Source organism: Candidatus Nealsonbacteria bacterium (genome assembly GCA_026016225.1).
Lineage (GTDB): Bacteria > Patescibacteriota > Minisyncoccia > Minisyncoccales > JANBVM01 > Nealson33H.
Map to the genome: position 1 here is coordinate 509,275 of CP061210.1, position 17,104 is coordinate 526,378.

22 protein-coding genes and 1 pseudogene are annotated in these 17,104 nt (G+C 31.8%); all 23 read right to left on the reverse strand.

The window, feature by feature from the left end; all coding sequences use genetic code 11:
* Positions 1 to 81: 81 nt before the first annotated feature.
* The 23 genes and pseudogenes from IB617_02715 to IB617_02825 all read right to left on the reverse strand — a co-directional run bounded on the left by IB617_02715 (position 82) and on the right by IB617_02825 (position 16,821).
* A complete protein-coding gene (locus IB617_02715) occupies positions 82 to 390 on the reverse strand; it encodes an RNA-binding protein (protein ID UZE93047.1) in 309 nt (102 codons plus the stop codon).
* Between the two features lie 146 nt (positions 391 to 536).
* Positions 537 to 808 (reverse strand): annotated as a pseudogene (locus IB617_02720) (hypothetical protein).
* A 24-nt stretch (positions 809 to 832) separates the two neighbouring features.
* Positions 833 to 1,519, reverse strand: coding sequence for a MazG-like family protein (locus tag IB617_02725; GenBank protein ID UZE93048.1), 687 nt, complete (start codon positions 1,517 to 1,519; stop codon positions 833 to 835).
* A gap of 79 nt (positions 1,520 to 1,598) precedes the next feature.
* Positions 1,599 to 2,441 carry a radical SAM protein gene (locus IB617_02730; GenBank protein ID UZE93049.1) on the reverse strand — a complete coding sequence of 281 codons (843 nt, stop codon included), beginning with the start codon at positions 2,439 to 2,441 and terminating at the stop codon, positions 1,599 to 1,601.
* Between the two features lie 236 nt (positions 2,442 to 2,677).
* Positions 2,678 to 3,853: a hypothetical protein gene (locus IB617_02735; GenBank protein ID UZE93050.1), complete on the reverse strand. Its 1,176-nt coding sequence runs from the start codon at positions 3,851 to 3,853 to the stop codon at positions 2,678 to 2,680.
* Positions 3,854 to 4,326: 473 nt separating this feature from the next.
* Positions 4,327 to 4,641, reverse strand: a complete 315-nt coding sequence (locus IB617_02740; GenBank protein UZE93051.1) for a DUF4234 domain-containing protein — start codon at positions 4,639 to 4,641, stop codon at positions 4,327 to 4,329.
* Between the two features lie 183 nt (positions 4,642 to 4,824).
* Positions 4,825 to 7,404 (reverse strand): ATP-dependent Clp protease ATP-binding subunit, encoded by a 2,580-nt coding sequence (locus tag IB617_02745; protein ID UZE93052.1) that lies wholly within the window; start codon positions 7,402 to 7,404, stop codon positions 4,825 to 4,827.
* 11 nt (positions 7,405 to 7,415) lie between these two features.
* Positions 7,416 to 7,826, reverse strand: a complete 411-nt coding sequence (locus tag IB617_02750) for a hypothetical protein (protein UZE93053.1) — start codon at positions 7,824 to 7,826, stop codon at positions 7,416 to 7,418.
* Between the two features lie 3 nt (positions 7,827 to 7,829).
* Positions 7,830 to 8,174, reverse strand: coding sequence for a hypothetical protein (locus IB617_02755; protein ID UZE93054.1), 345 nt, complete (start codon positions 8,172 to 8,174; stop codon positions 7,830 to 7,832).
* A 104-nt stretch (positions 8,175 to 8,278) separates the two neighbouring features.
* Positions 8,279 to 8,692, reverse strand: coding sequence for a hypothetical protein (locus IB617_02760; protein ID UZE93055.1), 414 nt, complete (start codon positions 8,690 to 8,692; stop codon positions 8,279 to 8,281).
* A 165-nt stretch (positions 8,693 to 8,857) separates the two neighbouring features.
* A complete protein-coding gene (locus tag IB617_02765) occupies positions 8,858 to 9,559 on the reverse strand; it encodes a HemK family protein methyltransferase (GenBank protein UZE93056.1) in 702 nt (233 codons plus the stop codon).
* Complete coding sequence (locus IB617_02770; protein UZE93057.1) at positions 9,540 to 9,896, reverse strand: hypothetical protein; 357 nt, start codon at positions 9,894 to 9,896, stop codon at positions 9,540 to 9,542. Before IB617_02770 ends, IB617_02765 begins: the two co-directional genes overlap by 20 nt.
* A 2-nt stretch (positions 9,897 to 9,898) precedes the next feature.
* Positions 9,899 to 10,417: a nitroreductase family protein gene (locus tag IB617_02775; GenBank protein ID UZE93058.1), complete on the reverse strand. Its 519-nt coding sequence runs from the start codon at positions 10,415 to 10,417 to the stop codon at positions 9,899 to 9,901.
* A 30-nt stretch (positions 10,418 to 10,447) separates the two neighbouring features.
* Entirely contained in the window at positions 10,448 to 10,993 is a 546-nt protein-coding gene (locus tag IB617_02780; protein UZE93059.1) for an MBL fold metallo-hydrolase, read from the reverse strand.
* Positions 10,994 to 11,054: 61 nt separating this feature from the next.
* Positions 11,055 to 11,192, reverse strand: a complete 138-nt coding sequence (locus IB617_02785) for a hypothetical protein (GenBank protein UZE93060.1) — start codon at positions 11,190 to 11,192, stop codon at positions 11,055 to 11,057.
* A gap of 87 nt (positions 11,193 to 11,279) precedes the next feature.
* Positions 11,280 to 12,773 carry an IMP dehydrogenase gene (locus tag IB617_02790; GenBank protein UZE93061.1) on the reverse strand — a complete coding sequence of 498 codons (1,494 nt, stop codon included), beginning with the start codon at positions 12,771 to 12,773 and terminating at the stop codon, positions 11,280 to 11,282.
* Between the two features lie 109 nt (positions 12,774 to 12,882).
* A complete protein-coding gene (locus IB617_02795) occupies positions 12,883 to 13,254 on the reverse strand; it encodes a hypothetical protein (protein UZE93062.1) in 372 nt (123 codons plus the stop codon).
* A gap of 83 nt (positions 13,255 to 13,337) precedes the next feature.
* The gene (locus tag IB617_02800) at positions 13,338 to 13,781 is read right to left on the reverse strand and encodes a DNA methylase (protein ID UZE93063.1); all 444 of its coding nucleotides are present in this window, start codon (positions 13,779 to 13,781) and stop codon (positions 13,338 to 13,340) included.
* A 378-nt stretch (positions 13,782 to 14,159) separates the two neighbouring features.
* Positions 14,160 to 14,327, reverse strand: a complete 168-nt coding sequence (locus tag IB617_02805; protein UZE93064.1) for a hypothetical protein — start codon at positions 14,325 to 14,327, stop codon at positions 14,160 to 14,162.
* Positions 14,328 to 14,334: 7 nt separating this feature from the next.
* A complete protein-coding gene (locus tag IB617_02810; protein UZE93065.1) occupies positions 14,335 to 14,946 on the reverse strand; it encodes a non-canonical purine NTP pyrophosphatase in 612 nt (203 codons plus the stop codon).
* A 51-nt stretch (positions 14,947 to 14,997) separates the two neighbouring features.
* A complete protein-coding gene (locus tag IB617_02815; protein ID UZE93066.1) occupies positions 14,998 to 15,597 on the reverse strand; it encodes a hypothetical protein in 600 nt (199 codons plus the stop codon).
* A 151-nt stretch (positions 15,598 to 15,748) separates the two neighbouring features.
* Positions 15,749 to 16,219 carry a hypothetical protein gene (locus tag IB617_02820; protein UZE93067.1) on the reverse strand — a complete coding sequence of 157 codons (471 nt, stop codon included), beginning with the start codon at positions 16,217 to 16,219 and terminating at the stop codon, positions 15,749 to 15,751.
* A 158-nt stretch (positions 16,220 to 16,377) separates the two neighbouring features.
* Positions 16,378 to 16,821 carry a hypothetical protein gene (locus tag IB617_02825; protein ID UZE93068.1) on the reverse strand — a complete coding sequence of 148 codons (444 nt, stop codon included), beginning with the start codon at positions 16,819 to 16,821 and terminating at the stop codon, positions 16,378 to 16,380.
* Positions 16,822 to 17,104 lie beyond the last annotated feature (283 nt).

Genomic DNA, 17,104 nt, shown 5'->3' on the forward strand with positions numbered 1-17,104 from the left:
AGAAAATTGTATGCTAACCAGAATCCTTGTCAATTGTGAATAACTTATAAGTATTTATCTAACTTCTCTTGTAGAAAAATATTAAAACCTTCTTTTATCAAATCCTTTGCGATTACCAGAGAATTTTCTGAAAGGTTTCTCTTCCCTCGGCTTGGCTTCATTCACTATGATGTTCCTTCCGTCTAATTCTTTTCCATTAAACATTTCTATCGCTTTTTTTGCTTCTTTTTCTGAAGACATCTCCACGAATGCAAATCCCTTTGATCTGCCAGAGAATTTATCCATCACAATAGAAACAGAATCTACTGTTCCAGCCTTGGAAAACAAATCTTTTAAAGTGTCTTCAGTTGTGTTAAAAGAAAGACTTCCTACGTAAACTTTATTTGTCATCTTTTTTTAGAAATTTATTAAACTTACCGACCTACTTCTAAGCTCTCACAGATAAAAAATTTAACGTAAGATTTAGATAGTACGACATTTCTCTTTGTAAAAAGGAAAGTAATTTTAAGTATACATTTAACATTTATTTTGTCAAATTAAATAATCAACTTCTCCGAGGAAGGGACTATGTTAGAATCTATTTGGTTTAAAGTTCTTCTTTTTGAAATTTCTCTTCCTGGGTTTTATCTAACTTTCTAATGAGTTTTATTAACTCAGCAACATGTTCTTTTTCGTCATCTCTAATATGACCTAAAACCTTTTTCACTTCTTCATTGTCAATTTCGTCTATATGTTCTTGATATTGATTGATAGCCCCTAATTCTCCTATTAAATCTTCTCTTAAATTTTTTAAATCTTTGTTATCCATAACCTTTAATATTATTTACTTAAGTTAAGATTTAAAATCAGTTATATTCTTGAAACTGCATGTACACGGTGCGTTTTTACACACATGACAATTATTAGAGAACATTACAGAAAGCTCTTTTGCCATACTCATTCCTAATGAGTTGAAAGCACTCATTATACAAGAGAAAAAATCAGCAGCTTCTAATTCAAGAGTTTTAAAATCTTCATCTGTATGTTCTCCACGATAAGTTAATAATGCTTCTGAAAACTCACCTGCTTCCTCCGCCAAATGAATACCTGCATGCTCTATGGTTCGTCTTTCAGCTGGATATATCTTATTAAACATATCTTGAAATTCTTCAAGCGTTCTTGGTCGCTTACTTTCATCTACAGAGACATTTTGTCTTTTCTCTATCTTTTTTTCCTTACAGAAACATGGACACGAACCACAATAAGAGCACAGATAGGGAAATCTCTTCCATATTTGACTTTCTATATCAATATGAAGCTGATTCATTATAGACATAAACCAGCTAAAAGCTATTAATAAATTAATTTTTGTCTTTTCTTTATTGTTTTTTCTAATACCTTTAAGTCCCCTCATCATAAAACGCTCCATATTACTAATCATATCCCACAAACTAAAATATCTATCATTAGATAAGCCATATACCTTTTTTACGAAACTCTGATATTCTTTTATTGTTGTATTTTGTTTAACTGAAGCCATATTATCCCATTATACCAAAAAACCGAGCTAAATGCTCGGGCTACAAAAATTCCGAGGGGCGGACGATGTTAGAACCTGTTTACTTGAATTTTGCAGCGTGTCCTAACCCGAAATAAATAGTTACAGGAATCTTATATTCCTTTGATAACTGCCTAATCTTGCCTTGGGCTTTATTGTAGAACTCATAAAATTTCTTTTTATTAAAAAGCGTTTCTTGTATTTCGGATAAGAGTTTTGGATAATTTTTTTTGAGCACTTTTTCTACACCAGTCCAGTTTCCTCCAACAGTATTAAAACTTTCTGTAAAGATATACTTTACCCTCACCCTTTTAAACTCTTTAAATAGGGCTTCGGGGTTTGTGAAAACTGGCCAGTATGGACCCATCATCACCAAAACAGTTATTCCTTCCTTAGTTAGCTTTTTCACTGCTTTTAAGCGTTGTCTTATTGTTGAGGAATTTGGTTCGATGAGCTTTTTCCATTTCTCATCAAGCGTAGTAACTGTAAAGTTAACATCAACATCTTTCATTTTTTTCAACAAAGCAATATCGCGGAGCACCAAATCAGATTTTGTAAGAATACTTACTGGGTTCTTATAATCTATTAAAACTTGTAATATGCCCCTTGTAAGCTTATATTCCTTTTCAATCGGCTGATATGGGTCAGTAACGGTTCCTATAAAAATTCGTTCACCTTTATATTTAGGTGACTTTAATTGTTTTTTAAGGACATCAGCAATGTTTATGCGTGCATCTACAAAGGTTCCCCATTCTTCAGTATGGCCTGTAAATCTTTTGATAAAACGGGCATAGCAATATACGCAACTATGGCCACAACCAACATAAGGATTTATTGCTAATCCGCCTCCGGGAAAACCACACTTTCCAATCGCTGATTTGCATTGTATTTCTCTGACTTTCATTCTTTTATTTTACATAAAAACCGCCTTCTTGGCGATTTTTTATGCCTCTCGGTCGCTCGAACCGAGCACTATTCTGCTCCGGGGAGCAGACGACGTTCGAACCTATTGGCTTAATACCAAAGAATATTTTGAAATACCGGTTTTGGCTATTCCTTAATCTGCTCATTCGCTACTCGCTATTTCTTGATGCCCAGCGATGGGCTTTTTGTTGGCTTCATTAGTACAAAGTTAAGAAACTATTTTGAGTAAACAGGTTGAAAGGCTTCTTCTGTGTAAACATTTGATGAGCTCCACAGCATAAAACCCCTAAAATTGTCTTTGGTGGCATCGTAAACCGCTTTAATCTCAGACCTTACCATTTCAGCATCATAAATGGCTCCTAAACTAAAATCCTGAAGCCAGGGACGTAATTGAACGTTTCTTTTTTTTATTTGGTTATAGGCTGATAATCTCCTTAAAGCACTCTCCATCGAATATTTTACCACTTCATAAGGATAATCGGCTGGGTTTTGATAGCCTAAAAATCCCTCGGCGTAGTGAGAAGGATAAATCATTGGACATACATAATCAAAATATTCAAAAGCATCTTCAATTATTTGACCTACCCCCAAATCATTATAACTAACGGTAGATAATCCAAAAAAGTCAATCGATAACTTAACATCAGGAAGCTCTTGTCGAAGCTGTTTAAAAAACTCCTTGATGATTAAATGTTTTGAAATACTTTCATTCCAAAAAGAAAAACTCATATCTTTTAAATCGCCGTCCGAAGGAAATCTAACATAATCAAAATTTATTTCATCAAATCCTTGTTTTAGAGTATCTTTGGCAATAGCAATATTGTAATCCCAACTTTCTTTTGCGGCAGGATCAATCCAGGCTAATCCCGATTTATCAAGCCAGAGAGAAGATAGAGAAAGAGGTGCAAAAGCTAATTTAGATTTACTATGAACTGCTAAATCCGGCCTAGCTTCAGCTAATCTTGGGTCTTGAAAGATAGTGATTCTGGCAATTACATAAATTCCTTCTTCATGAAGTCTTTGGATAAGAGAACCAATATCTTTAATTCTGATACTTTTTGCATTATATTTCTCCACCTTTGGCACTTTTGTATCATAGTCCACATATCCAGACCAATCCTTAATGTCAATTACGACGCTGTTAATTTCTGTATTCTTTGCAATATCAATTACATGATTAATGTAATCTTCTTTGGTTGCTGACCAACTTGTTACATAGATGGCTTTTACTACTTCCGGTGGCTGAAAAGGTGGTTTTGGAGTTTCAGAAATAACACTGGTGTCCTGACCTAGTTTTACTGCTGATTTTTGAAAGAGAATAAAAAATATCCCGATTATTGTCAGGGTTACCACAATTAAAAGAATTATTATGTAAGGCTTGGCTAATTTCATAATCAAAAATAGCTACCTATAACTGGTCTCAACAGAAAAAAGTTAATTACTTTATTATACATTTTAAACAGAAAATAAAAAAATTGCCCAGCGATGGGCTTTTTTGTTTGTTTAAATAAAATAAAACAGGGTTAAAAACCCTGTTTTCGCTGCTGAGGTCCGGCGGTAGGACTCGAACCCGTCTCGGTCTCTCGAACCGAGCACTAGCCTGCTCCCCAATAGGACTCGAACCCCTACGGGTTGATTCTTAGTTAAAAATCAAAGTTGACACCATTTTTTGCAATTAATTCTTCGACTTTTTGTTTTCAATAGAATTTTAAAAAAATCAGAAATGTTTTTAATCAACCTCGGGTGTTGAGTAATTTTTGGAGAGTTTTCTTATTTATTTTTTCTAAAGAGGGGCTGAAAAACCGCTGCCGGAATTTTAGTTTTCTAATTTTATTTTACCTAATTGGCCTTTAGATAGATTGTTTTCATCTTGCTAACTTATTTAATTCTACCTGAAATATTATCATAGCCACTGGAGGTAGAAAAAAATACAGCAAGAACCACAATATTCCTTTATTGTCTTTTTTAACATAGGTGGAGAATCCATCAGCATATTTATACCAGAAGTAAAAATTAGCTATAGGTATGATGAGTAAAAATGCGGTTGGTATATCCGCTCCTAATCTATTTATTTCGTTTTTTGTCTTCACGGCCCAATAAATGGCATATAGGCCAAATGTAATAATGCTAAATATTATCACGAATGCAGGATTTCTTTTTTTTATCTTTATACCATTCATAATTTTGCTATCTCTTTTTTAATATTTAATTTTCGACCTTTGCTCCTACTTTTAATTTTAACACTAAAGTTTTGTTAATATAAATTCAAGCCCGAGACAACAACTCTCGGGTGATAAATGCTATTATGTGTCTCGGTCGCAAGAACCGAGCACTAGTCTGCTTCCCTAATAGGACTCGAACCCCTACGGGTTGATTCTTAGTGTAAAATCTTCCGGGTTAATCTCTATCCTATCCCCTCCTTTGATTTGATTGCTTAATAAGGCTTTAGCTAAGACATTTCCAACTTTGTCTTGAATAACCCTTTGCATTTCTCTAGCTCCAAACTTTGGCTCATAACCAAGCTCAACAATTTTTTCTTTAAGCTCTGGGGTAATTACAAATTCTATAGATTTTTGGGCTAAATTTTTCTTTACTTTTTTAAGTAATAACCCTGCAATATCAAAAAGATTTTCTTTGGTTAAAGATTTAAATACAACTACGGCATCGAAACGATTAATAAACTCTGGTCGAAAAATCCTTTCTTTAAAAAGATAATCTAAAAGCTCCTCTTTTATCTCAGACATTTTCTTTTGCATTTTTAAAGCCTCTAAAATTATAAGATAACCTGCATTAGAGGTAGCTATAATGATAGTATTTCTAAAATCAACTTTTCTACCCAAGCCGTCTGTAATATGGCCTTCGTCCAAAACCTGTAAAAATAAATTTAAGATATTGGGATGAGCTTTTTCTATCTCGTCTAAAAGAATTAAAGAAAACGGTTCTTCTCTTACTCTTGTAATTAACAAACCCCCCTGACTCGAAGAGCCAATTAAGCGAGAAATATCAGTTATATTCTGAAATTCTGACATATCGAGTCTTATCATTTTATCTTCTGAATTAAAATAGATTTCAACTAAAGATTTTGAGGTTTCAGTTTTTCCTACTCCTGTAGGCCCTAAGAACAGAAATGAACCCATAGGTCCTTTTCTAATACTTATTCCAGCTCTGGCTCTCCTCAATGCGTCTGAAACCTCTTTTACCGCTTCTTCCTGATTAATAATTCTTTTGTGGATTAAATTTTCTAAATCTAATAATATCTCTTTTTCTTTAATTTCAATTTTTCCAACAGGAATATCAGTTTTGTCAGAAATAATTTTAGCTACGTGTTTGGATGAGAGAAATTCCTCTTTTTTTTGAACAACATAAATCATGGCTTCGTCTAATAATTCTGTCGCTTTTTCAGGAAAAGGAGTATCGTGTAAATATTTATCACAATAAAAAATAGTATCGCGTAAGGCTTGATATGAAATGAATTTTTTATATTTCACTTCAAGTCTTAAAGCTAAATCCTCTAAGAGAACAAGAACGTCTTGCTGAGATATTTCAGAAACTTCAACTTTCTCAAAAAAATTTAAAATAGAAGGATGCCGCTCAATGTATTGATGAAGTCCTTTATAGCTGGTAATACCTATAAATTGAAATTGCGGTAAATTTAAATAAGAACTTAAAATTCCTGAAATATCAATTGCTCCAAGACGAGCTACTCCGGTGATATAATTATGAAATTCATCAATAACCAAAATTATGTTCCCGGCCGTTACTACCTCGTTTAATATTGTTTCTAAAGTAGATTCTGTAGCTTTTATGCTTTCTGTCTGGCTTAAGAGCAAGGGTAAATCTAAATAAACCACTTTTTTGTAGTTTATATCGGGCAAGCTTTCTCCCAAAATACTTCTTTTAGCTAAAGCCTGAACTATACTTTTTCTTCCACTACCTGGTTCCCCGACGATTAAAGCATTATTATCTTCTGTTTTTGATAAAATTCTTTCTATTTCCTCAATCTCTTCTTGGTGTCCAACTGTTTCTGGAAAACCTTTTCTTTTCACTATTTCTGAAAGGTCGAATGAAAACCTATCCAGAGTAATGGTATAACCTGCTGTCCATTCCTTGGCTAAAGAGCCTTTTTTTAGTAAATTTTGCCATTCCCAGAATTTTTTTCTTTCATATTCTTGCTTTTCCAGATTTTCTAACCAAAGAGATAAATTCTCAATATCTTCTGCTTTCAGATTGTATTTGATTAAAAGTTTCTTAAAAATTGAATCGTGTTTTGCCAAAGCTGAAATTATATCTAAAAGCTCAATTTTTTGATGCCCTCTCCTTTCAGCTACATTAAAAGATTCTAAAATGACTTGTTTGAAATTATCGGCAAAAACTTCTTTAGAGCCCTCTTTTATTCCTTTGATAGAAATAGCTGTTCTTTTTAAGATTTTAAAGTTTTCATTTAATATTTCTTTAATTTTATTAGGGTTTAAAAGAGCTCTGATGAAAATAAAATTAATGTTTGGATTGTCTTTTAAAACAAAATAAAACAAAAGAGAGGAATCTATTTGGGAGATTTTTTTTGATTTTGCAAACCTGATTGATTTAAAAACAGCTTTAGCAACTTTAAAGCTTAAAAACTCAGCTAAATTATGTTCTTCGGGTTCTAAAATTATTTCTTTGAGTGGTGTTTTTACTTTAGACCTCATTCGTGAACTCAAAAAACATTCTTTTATCCAAGAAACTATACTAAATACTAAAAGAATTATTGAAAGACCGAGTAATTTTCGGTTGAAAGATAACGAAAAGTTTTCAGGTACAAATCCGTATAAAAAGAACAAAAGAATAATAATAGAAAATGTCAAAAATAATTTCTTTTCAGTTTTTGCGAATCTGAAAAAAATATTTCTGTCCCGGAGCACTGCTTGATAAATATTTGTTTTTCTTAAGTTAAAATTAAACATAGCCCCTTTTGTTAAAAGAATAAAAGCCTAAATCCATGATAAGTTCCTAAAATTAAAAAGAATGGTAAAACCAACCATCCTAAAAATATAAAGAGTCCCACAAAAAATATAAGAATTTCAAAAAAAATTGCAATCACTATTAAAATGCTTTTAAAAATGATTCCTATGATTCTGACAACTAAGTTTGAAAAAAACGTTTCAAAATAGAGCCAAAGATCAAACCCCCTGGGGTAAAACCATCTATATCTTCTCCATGGAGAAAAGAAGGTTTTTATAAGTAAAGGAGTAGAAAAGTAATTTAAACCAAACTCAAGAAAGTTCTTCCAAGCATTTAAGATAAGTTGCGGTACTTCAAAAAACTGCCACAAAAACCATTCTAAAATTATGTTTTTAGAGTTAATAAAAGATATCCAAGAAGGCATATTCTATGCTTTATTAGTTTTTATTAGCTTAATACCGAGGCTGGCTATTTGTGAACCGCCAAAGATTAAAATTCCTGCCCCCATTGCGCAGATAGTCAAATTTAAGAGCTTAGAAAAGGTATCAATTGGTAAAAGATTTTTTAATTGTTCGAAAATAATTTGGCCGACATTTTCCTGACTGATAGGAATTTTTCCTTGTGTTGATTGGGTTTCTTTTATTTCAAATGCAAAAATCTCAGGCACTGCTGTCTTGCCGGTAAAAATATTATAAGAAGAGTAGAGAGCAAAAAGTATTATTGAAACTCCGACCAAAAACGTTAGCCAACCAATAAGTTTAGTAGAATCCATACTATTTAATTTTACTAAACTCTCAATTAATAAGCAAACAAATAAAATATAAAAAAACCTCAAATTAAAATTTAAGGTATTTTAAAAAAAAGAGAAGGAAAAAATTAATATAATTTAATATAATTTAATATTTTATTACCTGGAAAGTCTTTAGCAATTATTTTCTGGCCTTTTGGGAGTTCTATCACTTTTTTCTCTTCTATCCCATTTTCAATTGTTTTGGTGTGTTGCTGAATTACTTTACTTCCTTCAGGAAGAACAACTAATAGTGCGTAATCAAAAGGAGGTACCATTATTTCTATACTTCCTTCTTCTCTAATTAATCCCAATGTCTCTTCCTGGTTTTCTAAAGAAAGTACACTTATCTCCAGACAGATAAGATTCTCTCTTTTTGCGATTTCTTCGATTCTGTTTCTTAAAATAATCATTTCATTCTCGAATTCGTTTGCTTCATTAATTATATTTCCGAGCTTATCAGCTTTTTTACAACAACCAATGCAAGCATCTATTTCAAACATTTGTTCAGCTTTTCTTACTATCTCTTTTTGTATATTCTTTATTTCTTCAATAACTTTATTTGTTTTATTTGTGATGTAAAATCACCTTCTACTTTTTTTATATTTTTTATAAAAGAACTATTAGTATTTCTATTATACAATATTATTTAATTTTATCAACTCTTTTTAATTCTGGATTATTCTTACCCAACGGTATTTTTTGAATTGGTCTTTGAAAAATCTAAAATCCTTATATCCTTCTTTTTCTAAAATATTTTTAACTTCTGTTTTTTGTAAAGGGTCAAATTCAAGATAAGCTATACCTCTTTTCTTCAAGAATTTTTTAGCTTCTTTTAGAAACTTTTTAATATAATGTAATCCTTTCTTCCCTGCCAAAAAAGTTGTTTTTGGTTCATATTTTAAAACTGAATTTTGCACTTCTTTTAACCGTTCCTCTGCTACATAGGGCGGATTAGCAAAAATAAAATCATACCCCTCCCCTTTTAGTTTCTCAAATAAATTTGAACGATAAATTTTATATTTCTTTGAAGAAATCTTGTTAATTTTTAAATTTATTTTAATCTGAAAAATCGCTTTTTTATTATTATCCACAAAGTCCACAAAGCTATTTTTAATATTCTTTAAAATGGCAATTCCTATACAACCTGACCCGGCGAATATATCTAAGATTTCTAAATTTTTAACTTTTAATTTTGAATTTTTTATTTCTTTTATAGCTCTTTTTACCCAGTATTCAGTTTCGATTCTGGGAATGAAAGGTCTTTTTGATAAATCAATCTTACATCCTAAAAAATCTACAAAACCTTTTTTATACTCACGGGGAACGGGAATATCGCTCGAGATATATTCAGCTGGAGTCTTTGTCATGTTGTTTTAACTTCTCTAATTCACAAAGTGTGTCTTCAGGTATTGGAGGTGGCTTTCCTTTAGGGCTTATACCGGGATAACGCCAGCTACTAATTATTTTAATTACTTTTTTCTTTTTTGAGATTACCCGCTGGTACATTAACCAAATTTCTGTTGGATGTTTTTTAGTTCCCATTCTTTGCATCACCGCAATTGTCTGAGGAGCTATTCCAAGCTCTTTTCTGTCTGGATTCCTCAAAACTCTTTTTAATCTTTTTTCAGATAAACTATAATATCTCATTTTACTCTTTGCATGCTTTGTCCAGTGGATTTTTTCTTCATTTTTAATTAATTTCATTATTAGAGTTCTTTTTTAATAATCTCATCTAAATTTTTTCTTCCAGTTTTACGGGGCTCCTCATCAGCAAAACCCGTAGGAATTATTGCAATAGGTTTTATTTCTTGTGATAAGTCTAAAATATCTTTTATTTCATCTTCCTTAAAAGCTCCAACCCAGCAAGAAGCAAGACCTAAATTAGTTATAGCTAACTGCAAATAGGAGGTAAAGATAGTAGCATCTTGAATTGAATAAAGCAATCTACCTCTTTTCCCATATTTTTGAGCAGATTCTTCCAAGTTGGCACAAACTACAAATACAAGGGGGGCTTTAGCAATAAAACGCTGGTTTAGGGCAGCTTCTGATATTTTCTCTTTTATATTTTTATTTTTGATAATTATCACGCTTCTTGCCTGTAGATTTCCGGTAGAAGGAGATAGATTCGCCATCTCTAAAATTTTTTCAATAATTTTACCTGGAATTTTTTTCTCCTGAAACTCTCTAATTGAATGTCGTTTTTTTAAAACTTTTTCAAACTCCATGTTATTCTAATAAAATTTTAGCTTCCTCTTTCATAGATAGACTTTAACTCTAAAGATATCGCCGTGACCGGGATAAATCCTCATTCCAGGTTTTAATAATTTTTTCAATTTCTTTAAAGAGTTATCTAAGTCTTCCCAAGAACCACCTTTAAGATCTGTTCTGCCGTATCCATCTTTAAAAATAGTATCGCCTGTTAAAGCAAAATCTTTTCCCAAAAGACAGATACTTCCAGGGCTGTGTCCCGGAGTATGAATGACTTTTAAAACGGTATCGCCTATTTTTATTTTCTCTCCTCCTTTCAAAAAACCACCTGGCTTAAAAGAAATAAAGCTCTTTTCAGCTTCGTGGATTAAAATTTTAGCTCCTGTTTCTTTTTTCATCTCTTTATTAGCTCCTGTGTGGTCGGGATGATAATGAGTGTTAATAATATATTCTGGTTTAGCTCCTGTTTTTTTAATTTCATCTAAAATCTTTTCTGGTTCTGACCCGGGGTCAACGATTATCATTTCCTTTCCCGCAATCAATAAATAACAATTCGTATCAAGAGCTCCTACTTTAAGACGTTTAATCTCCATAAGTTTAGAAGAGTTTTTTTATTATTTAACTTTGCATCTTTTTTGGTTCTAATACTCTCTTTTATGCTTTTTTCTGTTCTTTCTCTCTTAAACGTCTCATTGCTTCTCTGGCTTTATTAGCAGTCGGAAAGGTTTTTTTCTTTTTCCATTTTCCTCTCACTTTTTTATGTAATGTTTTTTTAAATCTTCGATAAGGCATGTTATTTTAAAAAAGTTAACATATCGCTAATTTAACAAAATAAGAAATAAATATCAAACAGAATAACCTAAATATTATTTTGTCTCTTTACTCTGATATAAGCCGAATATCGGCAAATTTTTGGAGCCGGGCAATATTTTTAAATCCTTGTTTCTGAAGACCCTGTTTAACTCCTGCTATAAGTTTTGGTAAAAAACTATGACCTGAACCTCGATAGGGCGCTTTCATCACCTTACCTTCTGCAACTCTAACTTTTACCTTATCAACCGCATATCTTACAGCAGACCTTTGTTTCATTGCTTCCAGAGACCCCATTCCTCTATATCTTTTTATCATTCTATTTTCCTCAAAATCAAATTCTGCTTCTCCCGGTGATTCATCAAGCCCCGCTAACAAAGAACCCATCATGCAAGTTTGAGCACCCAAAGCCAATGCTTTTGTTATGTCTCCTGGTTTAGAAACATCATTTTGAAATACGCCATCTGCTACCTTAATGCCACCATCTGCAATTATTGGCATTAATCCATATTTTTTCTTTAGTCTCTTAGCTTCCCGGGCGCAATCCCAGACAGCCGAAGCTTGGGCTCTTCCTGTTCCAAGCTCTTGCTGGGTAATGCAGGCAGCTCCGGGCCCTATTCCCACTTTTAAAGCATCGCAATATTTGGAAGCTTTCTTAATTATCTCTCTTACCATTTCAGCTGAGTCTACGTTGCCCAAAACTATTTGGATTTTAGGAAAATTCTTTTTTGCCCATCTGGCTATTTCAAGCTGTTCTTTAAAAACAACACTGGCATCAATAACAATTCCATCAACGCCTGCCTCAAAACCTTTACTGATTCTTTCTTTGGCAAGCTTTAACCTTGACTCAACAGCAATAAAGGTTCTCAGCTGCTTATTTTTATTTTTTGTTGCTAAGGGGAACTGTTCGTTTTTTTTCAAATCACTGTCTGTTACTAAAGCTACCACCTTATCTTTTTCATCAACAATTGGTAAGGTATCAACATTATATCTTCTAATTATTTCATTTGCCTTATCTAAATCATTTTTAGCTACTGTATCTTTTTCAAAAGCAGCTTTTAATTTATTTCTCGGTGTCATTACCTTTTTTAATCTTGTGTTCATATCATCTCTGAATCTCACATCTCTATGAGTGACAATCCCCACTAATTTTGAATTTAAAGTTCCATCTTTTGTTATAGGTACGCTGAAAAATCCGTATTTATCATTAATGTCATAAACATCTCCAATTGTATGATTGGGAGATAAAACTATGGGATTGTAAACAAATCCTGCTTCGAATCTTTTCACTCTTTCTACCTCTTCAATTTGTTCATCAATGGTTTGATAATTGTAATGGATGACCCCGATACCGCCATACAAAGCCATCAAAATTGCCATCTCAAAGCCCGTAACCGTATCCATAGGTGAAGAAACAAGTGGAGCTTTAAGAACTATTTTTTTGGTAAAAAGAGTAGTTAAATCAACCTCATCTCTTTCAAAATCAGGCAATCTATTGGGAATTAAGGTAATATCTTTGTACCAAAATTCTTTATTTTTCAAATCTTTGTGTAGCTTTGCCATATTTTATTCTATCATTTTCTTAAATTTTCTCAATCATTTTATTAAAAAATCGCCTCCGCCAGAAGGCGGAGAGGCGATTTTTCTGTTTTAAGCATTATGTAGGTAGCTTTTATTCTCCTGAAGATTCTTTCTTTTCTTCCTCTTCTCCTATCTCTAATTCTTGTTTCAGTACGTCTTTCACCTTTTCTTGTTGTTCCTTCGAGAGTTTACTAAAAGGGATATTTTCTTTTTCCTTCTTTAACTCTTCCTTTGCTGCTTTTTCTAATCTATCTTTTTCTGCTTCGGCTATTTTTATCTTTTTTTCAAACTCTCTTATCTCTTCTTTGTCCGCTCCTAAATTCTTAAGTTTTTTCTTCTCTCTTTTCCACTTTTCTATTTTTTCCTGCGTTAATGCTAAAACATTCCATAGTGATTCTGGGGCCTCTTTGGAGTTTTCTTCTGGTCTTTCACCAATTCCTGGTTCTTTTAGTTCTCCTGACATATTTTTATTATTTTGTCTTTTCTCAATTACGACCTTTGTATATTCCTTCTCTATTTCAAGAATAACCTTATTTCCTCAAAAGTTCAAGATAAAATTTTCGTATCTGGCCAGAATAACTTCAAGTCTCGCAAAAATATCCTAACAGTAACAAGTCCTATTCCTTTAAATTCTTTCAGTCTTCTTTCCAAATCCTTTTTGCTTTTTGCTTTTTTAAAAAGAGTATCCAAACTTCCATACTCTTTTTTTAATTTCTTACAAATATTCAATAATTTTGTAGCAGTAGAAAAATCGTAACGCACATAATGACCTTTATCTAAAATCTTAACGAGTTTATCCCAGCCAGCCTTTAAAATCTTTTCTGGAGTTAATATTTTCTCCTTTTCAAATTCAAAATAAGCTCTTTTGGCAACTCCTTGTTGAATTGGTTTTCCAAAGAGCAAACAAGCCAAAAACCATTTAAAGAGTTCTTCTTCTTTTCCTGATTTGAGATTAATCCCTAAATCCTTAGAATAAATTTTCTTTCTCATAGATAAAGTTTATTTCTGCTTTCAATATATATTATTTTTTGAAAAATTTAAAAAAACTGAGATAAAAAACTCAGTTTAAGGTAGGAATCCTCTTTAACTTAATTACTTGAATTAAGTTTTTGTGCGAAAGGCTCAAATTGAGCCAATAAGATTAGAAAACAAAGCATCCACTTTAACAATAAAAGCTCAAAGAAATAAAGATAGAAAAAAAGTAAATCAGGTTAAAGGTTGAGGTTTTCATTATTATTCCCTTACACGACAAGAAGATTCCTTAAGAACCAATTCCATAGTAGCTTTTGAAAAAAATGAAGTCAAGGTTTTTGAAAATCAAAAAATATCTCTATTTCCCGAGAAATTTATTCTAATTTTTAAATTTAACTATCTAATTATTTTTGATTTAAAGTATCTTTCCTGAAAGTTCGTTAAGTTTTTAATTTCCTCATCACTAAAACCTTTTCCTTTAGGCGCTATTACCAATTTATCCTCATTATTATCTATTCTATGTATGATAGCAATTACTACTCCCTTGAACTCTTTAATTGTCATACAGTTTCTAAGCTAAAATTTCCTTTAAAATTGGTAAAGCTTTTTTTAAAGCTATAGTTCTATGGGAAAACTCCGCCTTCTCCTCTCTGGTTAATTTTACAAAAACCTTCTTTTTTTCTGGAAGATAAAAAATAGAGTCAAATGGAAAACCTCTCCAAATCACCCTCTGCCTATTTTCTGAAATAAATCCTCTCCTTTTTCCCTCGTACGTATAAATTTTATCTTTATAAGCTAAAGCTATTACTACCTTGTACTTAGCCACTCTTTCCTTAAAAGGAATACCTTCTAATCGATTCAGTACAATCTCAATTAGTTTTTTATCTGAAGCTTCGTATCCATTAGCTCTTCTACTCTTTACTCCCGGCCAGCCACCTAAAGCTTCAATCTCTAACCCAGAGTCATCAGCCAAAATTGGCAAATCTGAAAATTGAGAGTAAAATTTTGCCTTCAAAACAGCGTTCTCTTTATAACTATTTCCAGACTCTTCAACTTTTTCTTTAATTCCTAAATCTTTTAATGCAACTAACTCAACTTTTAAACCATTCAAAAAAGCACCAAATATGATTTGATACTCTTTAAATTTTCCAATATTATGAGTTGCAATTAGAAGTTTTTTCATAGCTTTACTAGATTTTATATTTTACCAAAATCGCCCAGAAGACAATCAAAATTATTTTATTCTTTTTACAAACTCAGTAATTATATTTTGATAGCCTTCTTTCTGAACAATTTGCCACGATCTTTTATAATCACTAATGGGAAGAGAATCAATATCTCTTTTCAATCTTTTTTTATCATAGAATTTTAGATAAATGTGAGAATGAATTGCGTGTAAAAGTATATGATGCTTTGTTTTTCCTGACTCTTTTTTATATTTTCGGTAAATATATTCCCAGCCTTTTTCCGTTCTCTTATAATTCTGATAAAAAAGATTGTGAATTAGTTCATGAATTAAAACATCAATAAAATAATCTTCTGGATAATTTTCATAAACAGACATAGTTAAAGGAACAGAAAAAGGCCTGCACTTCCCTACCACATAACAGATAATAGATTTTTCTTTCCATTGCAGATGGGTAATCTTAGAAAGTTCTTGTAGAACTTTTTTCTCTTCCTTTCTCCATAATCTCTCTATCTTTTTAATGTAATTTAAAATCTTCCTTGTAGAAGGGTAATTCTTAACTTTTTTCTTATAAATCTTTATCCATTCTTTCCAATTTTGGTCATAAATCCAAGAATATTTAAAAACTATTTTCGGATAATTTTTCATTATTCTATCTTATCAAAAAATCGCCCGCTTGTCCGCCGAAGCTTCAGCGAAGGTGAAAGGGCGATTTATTGCTTCAATTTATTTAAAAAAATAAAAAATGCCTACTTGGTATAAGAACCTTTCGGCTTTTAAAGTTTATAGGCCATCTTTCTCAAGTAGAAACCAAAGTAAATCCCTCTTTTCTTAAAAATTGCACTAGATTTACCCAACTTATGTTTTTTAAAGATAAAGAATATCTTCCGTATTTTCTTTCCATATTCATTTTGACATCTACTATACCGAAAAATTTAGCTATCTTTAAAGGAATATCAACGTAAGGACTTTGTTCAGTTAGAAAATCGTAGGTCTTTTTATACACTTTGATATACTCTATACAGTTTATTACTTCTGGGTAGGTTAATCCTTCTTTGTATATTAATCCCCCGTATTTTAATCTCCCGTTTTCGCACTTCCAGCCTTTCTTTTCCAACTCCTCACATACTTTATGTTTGGATCCATCTTTACAAATAGGAAATGGTAAAAAAATGGAGTATTTTATTTTTTTATCATCATATACCTCTATCTTTTCTCGCCATAGATGCTCTTTCCTTTCTCCTTTGATAAATTCATACAATAATTTCATTTCAATTCCTCTCTTTTTATATTTTTTTCTAATTTCCTTCTATTTTTATAAGTGTTCTATTTTTACCCTAACAAGCTCTATAAAAAAATCAAGTCCGAGAAAAACTCCTAAATAAAAAAAAGGAGATGCATTATGCTCTCCAGTACCTGCTTTATAACTCAGAATTCAAGAGGAACGATTGAACTTACGGATTGGGTATTAATAATTTCTTGTAGAATTTCTTCAGTTCTTTTACTAAACCGCAAGGCTCTCGTTATTATAGCCCTTAAGATGCAGACTTCTTCAGGATCTCTTGTACAGAAAGCAGAAAACTCTGCCCACTCTAAGAGACGTATTAATTCTTCTACTGGTAGTTCTTTTTTAAGACTATCCCAAACCTTATCTTTTTCAGACTTGATTTTAACCAACATTTCTTCAATGCAGACAATGCAGGCACTGGTACCATCTTCAAACCCTCTGTGTGGCCTATCATGTTTTTTACAATATGTAGGCGATTTCCTTGCACATTCTAAACAAGCTAAAGTACACAAACTTCCGTCTTGTCTCTTTACAGGCAGTATTACAATCTCTTCTGAATCTTTTCCACAAATCTCACATGACATAATCTTCCAACCTTTTTTCTTAATTATACATATTCTTTAATCTAAATAACTAAATTAAGTTTAATAAAATTAAACTATTTGTCAATAAAATCTTATTCCTTATTTTTTTCTCTTTTTAAAGGGTCCTATCCCCAAATCTCTACAAATTTTCTTTGCTAAAAAATTATCAATCTCTTTGTGACGAGGAACGTCGAAGTTTTCTTTATTAAAGGATTAAAAAAGACGCTATGTCTTGCGCCTTCTCTAATGAAAATGCATCCATTTCTAATAAGATGCCTAATCA